At 48.2% G+C, this 10,879-nt stretch carries 7 protein-coding genes; all 7 read right to left on the reverse strand.

Annotated features, from left to right (window positions below):
• Positions 1-2: 2 nt before the first annotated feature.
• A complete protein-coding gene (locus JMI88_RS01300; protein WP_201359944.1) occupies positions 3-1,598 on the reverse strand; it encodes a dynamin family protein in 1,596 nt (531 codons plus the stop codon).
• Positions 1,591-3,552, reverse strand: coding sequence for a dynamin family protein (locus tag JMI88_RS01305; protein ID WP_201359945.1), 1,962 nt, complete (start codon positions 3,550-3,552; stop codon positions 1,591-1,593). Before JMI88_RS01305 ends, JMI88_RS01300 begins: the two co-directional genes overlap by 8 nt.
• Before the next feature lie 43 nt (positions 3,553-3,595).
• Positions 3,596-6,205, reverse strand: coding sequence for a right-handed parallel beta-helix repeat-containing protein (locus JMI88_RS01310; RefSeq protein WP_201359946.1), 2,610 nt, complete (start codon positions 6,203-6,205; stop codon positions 3,596-3,598).
• Between the two features lie 66 nt (positions 6,206-6,271).
• A complete protein-coding gene (locus tag JMI88_RS01315) occupies positions 6,272-6,829 on the reverse strand; it encodes a hypothetical protein (RefSeq protein WP_201359947.1) in 558 nt (185 codons plus the stop codon).
• 29 nt (positions 6,830-6,858) lie between these two features.
• A complete protein-coding gene (locus JMI88_RS01320; RefSeq protein WP_201359948.1) occupies positions 6,859-7,845 on the reverse strand; it encodes a hypothetical protein in 987 nt (328 codons plus the stop codon).
• A 65-nt stretch (positions 7,846-7,910) separates the two neighbouring features.
• Positions 7,911-9,740: an Hsp70 family protein gene (locus JMI88_RS01325; RefSeq protein WP_201359949.1), complete on the reverse strand. Its 1,830-nt coding sequence runs from the start codon at positions 9,738-9,740 to the stop codon at positions 7,911-7,913.
• A 77-nt stretch (positions 9,741-9,817) separates the two neighbouring features.
• On the reverse strand, positions 9,818-10,822 hold the full coding sequence (locus JMI88_RS01330) for a carbon-nitrogen hydrolase family protein (protein ID WP_201359950.1): 1,005 nt from the start codon (positions 10,820-10,822) through the stop codon (positions 9,818-9,820).
• Between the last annotated feature and the right edge of the window lie 57 nt (positions 10,823-10,879).

Here is a 10,879-nt window from a genome sequence, read left to right on the forward strand (position 1 = left end):
CCTTACACTGTAAATCCATGCAGTTTCATCGTCTCCAGCAGTTGATAACTAATGCGATCATAGGCATCACCTAACACCCCGGAAGCGTTCTCAACTTCACGGCTCGCCCCCGGATCAATTGCTCGCCGCCGCCAGTAGCCAGCATATTCGCGCGCCCTTGCAAGCATTTCCCTCAAGTCAGATTCCGTGAGTTCTCCTTCGATCTCAGGCAATCCTAAACGCTGACGATCAGAGAGGCCGTGTTCTCCTGTGACCTGTAGCAGGTGTTGCACTTCGTTTTCTGTCAATGGCAATTTTCCCTGGTAGTAATCGCGCAGGACGCTCAATTCATAAAAGCCCTGTTCCTGATCGCGTAATTGTCCAAATCCAGTCTCAACTCTTTTCAGAATCTCTCGATCCTGACCCTGAATGCTCTCACGTTGTCTGGCCCAAAAGCAAGCTATCTCAATCTGGCGCAAGGCCGTGTCGAGCTTGATGAGAAAGGCTCGATTGCCGAAGTGAGAAAGAATCAAATCCTTGAGCATTGGTAAGCCGCTAGTACGGAGTAAAGCCTGGGTAAGTGTCTCTTGATCGTTTACCCCCGACTGAAGAATACGATACGCCTGCCATATACCGTATTGTCCCAAACGATCCAGCACTGCTTCACGTAGGATGGGAGAGATTGGAACATCGTCATATTCTCGTGTCGTAAACATGGCAGCATCTCTGAGAATCCGCCTAAAGCGCCCCTCGGAGATTTGCGCCAGTTCAAGTAGTATAGTGAACTCCTCGTTCGTGAGCGTTTGAGCGCCCCAGGCCAGCAGACCACACATGGGCAGAATCGAGTAGAACAAACGACGCAGATGGGGATGATCGTTTTGGAGGCTTGCTATGATCTCTTGTCCACCATCAAGTGCATCATCACATTGTGGCCAGAAAGCATCGACTCTCGTCAGTACACCAATGGAATTGATAGGGTTAACATGGCCCATTTTAGGTCCCTGGAACATTTCCAGCATCAGCGTATCCTCTGCTGCAATGCTATGACTGAACAAATAAAGTACAGCATCAGCGTTTGCAGCTTCTTGATGCGTTGTCGCTGTCAAATCCTCCCCATAGAGTTCAAGAAATTTCCTCGTATTGTCTGAATCGGCTCCATAAAAAGATGCAAGACCAGGGGTATCGATCAGATTCATGGTATGCAGTATCTTATTTGGATAGAAGACTTCGATATACTTGATTGCCAGCAAGTACTCGCGATATGCATCCGAACGACGCGTCAATTGTTCAAGATCATCCAAAGACTTTGGCTCTGGAGGACGATCATCCTTAAAATGCACTACCAGTGAGGGGTTCTGTCCGTATTTGAGCCAGTTGACATTAAATGTCGCCTCCACTGTGCCAGTTGCAACAACTGTTTCTCCCAATAGCGCATTCATTAATGTAGACTTTCCAGCCTTAATCAATCCAACAATGGCTACACGCATAGGTTGTTTGATGCGCTCGTGTGCCAACCTCAATTCACGATTCATGCTCTTAAGAGCATGACTCTGGCCCGTTTCCTCTATGGCGGACTCGAAGAGCCTATCAACACGTTGCTGTAATGCTGTTTCACTCATCTGAATCGGCCCACCTGTTCTGGCTACTCTTATTACCTGGCTCAGACGGATCAGGCTTATTGGCTGGACCATTTTGTGTCGCAGGTAGATCATCGTCATGCGATGTGATCGACTGAGCAAGCATTTCGATGTTACGCTGCAGTTGATCAAGCTGTTGCAACGGCCCTTTGAGGAGGGCGATACGAGCAGCAGATTGTGACGCAGTTAGATTTCGTGCTTCCTGGAAGGATTTCAGGGCTTGCTCCCGGCTCCGCTTCTCGCGTTTGATCTTATCCAAAAGATCACTACGCATAGCTTGTTCCAATCCTCTGAGAGTCTTAAACAAATTGTGATTATGTTCTCTTTGCACATCGATGAGCATTTCGTGCAAATATTTGTTCAGATGTTGTCTCCCTATCTCACGCATTCTCCGTTTTCGTTCACTTGAATTGATAAACAAACTGGCTCCTGTAGCAACCAGGCCAGCACCTATTCCTATAGATCCCATCCCCAGAAATTTGCCAAGGAAACCTACTACAGTTTTTACTGCTGATGTTAAGAAACTCGTATTGCGCGCAACGTTTATTACATCACGGACCGCAGAGTCATTTTGTGGAACGGGTGGCATCCCGCTAATTGTAAGTGCTTTCGAATGTTGAGCCAGTGCATCAGGCTCGAATGGGTTTAACGAGAGACCAGTCATAAACTCAAGACGAGCCTGAAGATCAGATGCTAATTGATTTATGGTACGGTCCAGACCATAGAGCAGATCATTGATATCAGTCTGCAAAGGACCGAGCACTAGCGCGGGGTTGTCTATGATCTGGTCGTTGAGAGCGTAGCCGTCCACATTATGACGAATGCTTGCAAATCCACGATCGAATTGAAGTTGTACATCTCTCTGAATACTTTCCATTCCGTAATGCAGTTGGGTCTGCCACTCAGCTCGGTCTTCCTGTAATCGCTGTAAATATAGCCGGACTTCTTCTAAATTCTCTCCAATCTCATCAAGTTTCTGCTGATTCTGCTCCTGGCACGTGCCATATTCTACCTGCAATGGGCGGCGCAGATCGCCCACAACTCGGCTCAATGTCGTCAATGCCTTCGCAAGCATGATGCGTCCACGATTCGCACCGACAAATTGCCAGAGTGCGCTTTCAAGTAACGGGAAGTTGCTCTCTGCTAAATCTTCAGGGAAGCGTGACTTCAAATAGTCGCGTTTAGCCAGGCTGGAGACCGGAATAATCATGATCTGATCGATCGGCCGATCGAGCGTGAATGCCAGTTTCTGGCGGTTTTCTTCCAGCATTACCTGATAATCTTTCACGAAATCTTTCTTTGTTAAAACAAAGATAATATCCTGCGTGTAGGGGAGAATACGCTCTTTAATAAATTCCAGATCGACCTCAGAGAGAGGCTTGATCGTGTCGCTAACGAAAAGAATCGCATCTGCATTGGGAATGAACGAATAGGTAATATCTGAATGTTGAGTATAAAGCGCACCTATTCCCGGCGTATCTACCAGCGTGAGCCCTCGCTTCAACAGGGAATTGGGCGTTTCAATGTCTATCAGCCGTGCTTCAAGCTTGTTGCGCGGATTATCTTTTTCTGTCACATACTTGCGAATTTCTGCTCGCGTGATGCTCTTCGTCGTCTCCTTATCTGAGTTAGCTTCGCCAATCACGGCGGTGATTTTTTCTTTTGGACCATACGTAATAGTTGTCACGAGATTAGTCGTTACATTAAGATCGACGGGAAAGAAATCGACCATCTCATCTAAGAGTGCATTTAAGAGGCTTGATTTCCCGCGCCTGAACTCGCCACACACCACCACCATAAATTTTCCATCATCCAGGCGTCGTGCAGCATCTTCCAGCAAGCTGACAGACTCTTTCTGTTTTGTCTGCTGGGCAAATGAGATAGCAGTCCGAATTAACTGCAATGCGCTCTGTTTCTTGTGTTCGTATGTAGCCATCGTGAGATCTCCATTCTCTACGTATCAGGTGATGATCTATGAATTACCGTAAGCGGCGCAATGTTTGTCTCACAGAAGGATAGTCTTCTTTGCTGGAATCATTTTTGATGTAACAGGTCAAAATTGTTGGGTCTGCTCCTACTCCGACAAATAGATCATCGTCTCCATTGTTGTACATTTGACAGTGATCAAATGTCGGTTCGGTTCCATACTCTCTAATATGTACCCCATATTCCGTATTATCATAAATGTCACAGCCTTTGATGAGGCCTCCAGCATTATTGGAGAGATAGATCCCGTCGTCATGGTTATCGTGGATATAACATGTTTTTATTATCGGATAGCTCTCCTCGCCCACGATGATAATCCCTTCCGTATAATTGCCAGAGATATTGCAACCTTCAATCTGGCCTCGTGCCCCTTGTCCAATCTCAATTCCTGCATCTTTGCCATCATGGATCTTGCATTGCAGGATTGTAGGATTACTCTCCTCATCAGTAATGGAGATGCCCGCTCCCTCATTCCCGAAGATGTTACACTCTTGAATGGTCCCTTGCGCTCCCTGTTTGACCTTAATCCCTGCACCGTTGCCATCATGGATCTTGCATTGCAGGATTGTAGGATTACTCTCCTCATCGGCAATGGAGATACCCGCTTTCTCGTTCCCGAAGATATCGCACTCCTGGATAGTTCCTTGCGCGCCGTCTCTGACTTTTACACCAACACCAGTATTGTTATGAATAGGGCAGTGTATGATCCTGGGATGCGTTCCAGCATCAGCTATGAGTATGGCAGCATCGGCGTTTTGAAAGATGTCGCAGTCTTCAATAGTTCCCACTGCCTCGTCATCTACACGGATTCCTTCTTTATTGCTATCATGAATTTTGCAACGCCTGATAGTAGGAGTTGCATTAGAACCTGTGATATGTATACTTGCCCGATTATTGGCATAAATATGGCAATCTTCAATAAGTCCTTGCGCTACATCCTCTATATAGATTCCGTTGTCATTGTTGTTATGAATCTGACATGACTTAAGAACAGGAGTGCTTTCACCGTTCACAACGGCAATGCCTTCAGCTAAATTATCAAAGATATCACTGTCCTCAATAAGTCCTTTCGCTCCACCATGGATGAGAATACCAGTGGATGCACTATCATGAATGAGACAAGAATGTAGCTCTGCACTTGTGCCTCGCCCTGTCATCTCAATGCTTACACCACTTCCTGAAGTAATGTCGCAGTCTTCCAAGCAAAGATTCCCCTGTGGAATGTAGACTGCACTTGCATGCTCATCACTATCTTCATCACTCCAGGAAATATTTTCATCCTCCAGTCGCTGTAGCGTTATACCACGGATCAGGGCATTTTCTGTCCACATCGTGATACATGGCTCGCCGATGGACTCTATGATAATCTCCTCCCGTGAACCAATGCCGATAATCTCGATGTCTTTCTCCAGTATCAGGTGCTCCTGGTAGGTTCCAGGATGGACAAGAATCCGCGTCTTTGGTTTAGCTTTGTGTAGAGCAGTATTGATTGATGTATAGCCAGATCTATCAGCCGCAGGCGAAACTTCGTAGTTTTTTTGTGGTGTGTAAAGCGCCGCCCCCATGCACACGACCAGTTCGAGGTCGTGTGCTACGATAGGGCAAGGGAACCCTTTTTGGAGCATCTGCTGCACATAGGGGATACGACAACTGCCGCCAACAAGTAGAATATGGTTGATCTGCTCTGGTTTGATGTTCGCCTGTTGGAGCATCTGCTGGCAGCACGTCATCGTTTCCTGCACAGCTGTGGCTATCATCTGGTTGAATTCTGTACGCGTGAGACGATAGTCGATGAAATCACCAGTGCCAGGCACAACAAATGAGATCTCGGCTACCTCAGACTCGCTGAGCTGATGCTTGAGATCGATGCACTGTTCTCCCAGCGTGGCACGTGCCATCAAGGCTGGTCTACTCGCACCCTGAAGAGCACTCCGTAGTTCAGGATGTTTGTTAACAAGATCCTGATAGATGGCCCGGTCGAAGTCTGCTCCTCCACAGCGCGGGAGACCACTTGGCGTTGCTAGATATGTAAAGCTCTCTCCCGCCTTTTGCATCAGAGCCGTATCAAACGTACCACCACCCAGGTCGTAGACCAGCAAAATATCGCCGTTCTTCACCTGGTTCAAGCGCGTATAGTACAACCCTGCCGCCACAGGCTCTTCCAGCAATGTGATCTCTTGCTCGACAAAACCAGCCTCGGTTGCCGCCTGGAGCATGAGATCGCGTTTGTGCTGCTGATAAGTGGCGGGAATAGTGATAACAGCTCCCGTGAAGGGGGATTTGGTCATGAAGGCATCGGCATCCTGCTTGATCTTGCGCAAGATATGCATGACCAGTTGATCTGGGAGCCACGCTTGTTCACCCAACAACACAGGGCGAGCGTTGCCCAGGTCACGTTTGATCTCGCGTCGATAGCGGAGCGGATCACGCAATCGCTGGTTGTTGGCGGCTTTGCCTACCAGCATCTGTCCCTGTGGTGTGAGAAAGACGCTGGAGGGAACAGAATAGCCCAGCGAGGTAGGATCTTTGATCAGCGTAATACTCTCCCCATCGAGGAAAGCGGCACTGGAAAAACAGGTCCCGAAGTCGATGCCTAAGCGCATGGTGGGTGTCTCCTTTTGAAGCATTTACCCGGACTACCATCATCTTGAAAGCAGAAAGAAGATTTTTCATTGGGATGGAAGTGTCGCTGACACACTGGGAAGGAAGCGATCAAAGAACTTCGGACCTAGTGCTCGGTAGTAGGGTTCAAGCAATGGCTCCATGAGCAGACGTAAGAGCGAACAAAATGAAGCCTCCCATTCCGGTGCAAGTGCGTTGTCATGGACCAGAGCTTCCATAAGTGCATCATACATAACAAGCAGTTCGTTCCTTCGCTCACGGTATTGACCGACTGAGAGACTGGCTATAGCCGCATGTGGGAATGTGCCAACTTGCGCCTCCCAATCGCCTTGAGGCAGGGGATTACGGAAACGCAGGTTGATGTATTCGACTGGTACCCAGTTGACCCAATTCACGGTCAATGTTGCGAAAGGCGGATAAAGTACTGTCTGGCTTTCAGCCTTGGAATGTGCCAGACCAAAGAACGGCAATATGACGTATACGTTACCTGCTTTACGCAACGGGATCGGCCAACCAATCCCAGCTTCCTGTGGCACGAGTTGCCGGAAAATTGGCATCTTACGAATCTCGTGCATCAGGTTTTCCATATGAGGGCTATTTTTCATAATCTTCACCTCTCTTGCTGGCTAGCCTCTTAGATATCATTCTTCGCATGCCATTCAGCCCAATCAGCTCTATCTGCTTCCATTTTGGCGTTCCAGTCTGCCCAGTCTGCTTTATCTGCTTCCATTTTGGCATTCCACTCTTCCCAATCCTTATCAGATTGGGCATCACCTAAAAGTGGAGTAGGCCGACCGCTATCCCCCACAGAGGCAGCCGCAGATGTAGTTGTATCTGTGGTACTTACCATAAAATGATCGCTAATTGCCCATGACGCTTCAAACACTGCCTCCGGAACTTCGATGCCCTGGCCATCAGGAATTCCAGGATCATTGATGATAACAGATGGATTCAATGGATCGGTATAATCAATGCCAATTACTTCAACCGCGTGATCGACGTTCTGGCCGGGCATACCAGGATAATGGGTGAGCAAACTGTCGGGCGAGTCACAATACCAGATATCTTCTCCGTTTACTCCCACGATTACCTTTTGTCCCTGATTGAGCACTTGCGACAATTCTGTCATCGTTGCCCCTTCATGACGCTCTATGGGAATACCGTAATACGCAAGGAGATCACCAACGTGATCAAGTGGCGTCCCTCCGTGAGGAATATACCATCCGTGTTCTAAGGCGTCATGCATCAGACTATCTTCAGACACATGTTCTCCAGTTAAACTCTCAATGATAAATTCTTGCGATACAATAGCACACGTATCTTTATGTTCCTGTTGATGCCACTGTGCCATATCGTGTCCAGGATCGCCGATAATCATTGAACCTGTATAGTTGGGGTTGAAATGTGGGTAGTGAATTTCTACTGGGTTACCCAATTCTAAATCACCGATGATACTCTCAGATGGCGCATGAGAATCCAGCACATGATGTCCATCATCATGATGTACTGGATCGAATGATTGATGCGCAGCATCGAGATCGAGAGATTGCGGGAAATCGTCAGAATGTATATCGTCGTGATACGCCTGATCGCCGTGATGATGGTCGAAGAGATAATCCATACATCCTCCTGATGTAGAAATAATGTAAATTTATCTGTCTTCTCACCCTAAACCTGATTACATTCTTATTCATACAATGTTTCAATTACGTCACCCACTCTAAATGTGAAGTAATTTTTTAAGCTGAGACCACATCTATCTCCCTTAGAAACGTACACAACACTACGTCTATTGATCTGTAATGATTCAACTCTGTCTTCGCGTACCATCACACCATGACGCCAGATACCGATTCGGGCGGATAACATAATGATGCCTTCTGTGACAAGACATCCAGCAATTGTATCTGAATAATAGGTTTCGAAAACGGTCACATGGCCCTTCATCCCCAGAGGAACGCCTACGTTATCTCTATCTCTTTGTAAAGAAAAGGTCTCCGCGACATCGCCCACTCTAAATGTAAAAAAGTAGTCGCCCAGACCAATACCACATTCATCACCGCTCTTCACAGAAGATACCTCGTAATACCCCTGTCGCAATGAAGCAATTCTACCTTCGTACACCTTCTCCCCACGGCGAAAAATACGTACCCGTGAAAATTGCGTAATAGCGCCGTCTCTGACCCTGCATCCTGCAATTCTGCTAGAGTAAAATGTTTTTAGAACAACAGCGTGGCCTTTGATTACTTCCCCAACGTCCTCATTGCCCCAGTCTTCCTCCTCTTCTTCGTCTATCCAGTTCTCATTCTCATCAGAATCAGTACGTGTGTACTCCGTCGTATCTCGTGCCTCTTGACTTATGTCTCGTATCCCAGCCTCGAATGTAGCAATTTCTATCTCGTTTATCGTATTTCGTGCCTCATATTCGAATGCGGCTTGCAATGTGTCATAGAGAGCTACGCCCTGGCATATCGCTAGCTCAAGATCAGATGCAATACTGACAGGGCGCAGAAACTCTTGCTGAATCGTCTGCTGGACGTAGGGGATACGGCAACTTCCTCCAACAAGTAGAATATGGTTGATCTGCTCTGGTTTGATGTTCGCCTGTTGGAGCATCTGCTGGCAGCACGTCATCGTTTCCTGCACAGCTGTGGCTATCATCTGGTTGAATTCTGTATGGGTGAGACGATAGTCGATGAAATCACCAGTGCCAGGCACAACAAATGAGATCTCGGCTACCTCAGACTCGCTGAGCTGATGCTTGAGATCGATGCACTGTTCTCCCAGTGTGGCACGTGCCATCAAGGCTGGTCTACTCGCACCCTGAAGAGCACTCCGTAGTTCAGGATGTTTGTTAACAAGATCCTGATAGATGGCCCGGTCGAAGTCTGCGCCTCCACAGCGCGAGAGACCACTCGGCGTTGCCAGGTATTGAAATCTCTCTCCCGCCTTTTGCATCAGAGCCGTATCAAACGTACCACCACCCAGGTCGTAGACCAGCAAAATATCACCATTCTTCACCTGGTTCAAGCGCGTATAGTACAACCCTGCCGCCACAGGCTCTTCCAGCAATGTGATCTCTTGCTCGACAAAACCAGCCTCGGTTGCCGCCTGGAGCATGAGATCGCGTTTGTGCTGCTGATAAGTGGCGGGAATAGTGATGACAGCTCCCGTGAAGGGGGGACGTCCAGAATTGGTCATGAAGGCATCGGCATCCTGCTTGATCTTGCGCAAGACATGCATGACCAGTTGCTCTGGGAGCCACGCTTGTTCGCCTAACAACACAGGGCGAGCGTTGCCCAGGTCACGTTTGATCTCGCGTCGATAGCGGAGCGGATCACGCAATCGCTGGTTGTTGGCGGCTTTGCCTACCAGTATCTGCCCCTGTGGTGTGAGAAAGACGCTGGAGGGAACAGAATAGCCCAGCGAGGCACAGTCTTTGATCAGCGTAATACTCTCCCCATCGAGGAAGGCGGCACTGGAAAAACAGGTCCCGAAGTCGATGCCTAAGCGCATGGTGGATATCTCCTTACCACGTATCTTTACCTGTTAAAATTTTTTGCCTGAAACTCTGAAACTATACGCTTTACTTTTCAAATTTCAGATATATAATCCCGTTGCCCACTCACCTTCTCTTCAGCTCTACTCTGTCTGTCTTTTATCTGTATCAGTGGATGGGTATCACAATGAACGGTCAGTTGGAAAATATCCGGGCGGGCATCTTGTCCTGTGACATCAAGCATCCACTTTGATCCGTGCATCTGGCGCGCATCGATCTCCGCATACAGAAGGGCCTCCTGCTCCAGCAGTGGTCCGGCGATGATCTCCCCTTCGGGATTGATAATCACGCTCCCACCAGGATGAAGCCATTCTTCTTTGTCGGAAAAAGGAAACTGCTTGAAAAGTGCTCGTTCAGAAAGAGCTGCCGCTGGTAGCACTGCATTGCAACCGATGATAAAGACTCGTCCTTCACGCGCAATATGACGGAGAGTAGCTAGCCAGAGCTCACCATGCTCCCATGAGGTGGCAATGTAGAATTGCGTTCCCCAGGTATAGAGCGTATGACGCGCCAGGGGCAAATAATGCTCTCCTCCAATCAGCCCTCCGATGGTACCGAAAGGCAGGCGATAGACCTGAAAGGTGCTGCCATCGCCCGGTGTCCATATCAGTCGTTCCGCACCCTTGAGTACCAGTGAACGATGTTTGCCAATGATCTGACCTAACGCATCTATATAGAGTTGCGTATTATAACAGCATCTGTCTCCCGCTTCGACGGCGCATTCTGTCATCCCCATAACCACATTCATACGTGCGCGTTGAGCCATACGACAAAGCCGGTCGGTGACGTCTCCAGGAATACTTACTGCATTCGCACGAAATGTCGCGTACAATTCATTCAAGAGGACCTGCTCTCCTGGTGGAATACTCCAAACCCAGACTGGATAGCCGGAGAGGAATGCTTCAGGAAAGACAATCAGGTTCGCTCCCGCTTGGCCAGCATCAACAATGCATTCACAGGCTTTCTCTACTGTGGCGCTACAGTCAAGATAGACGGGCGCTACTTGAGCTATCGCGACCGTGAATGGAGCAGTACGCATATGAGACTCTCATCTCCCAGTTCAATCTGCATTCTGTTCTAGAAAATTAGCTATACA

The organism is Dictyobacter formicarum (genome assembly GCF_016587435.1).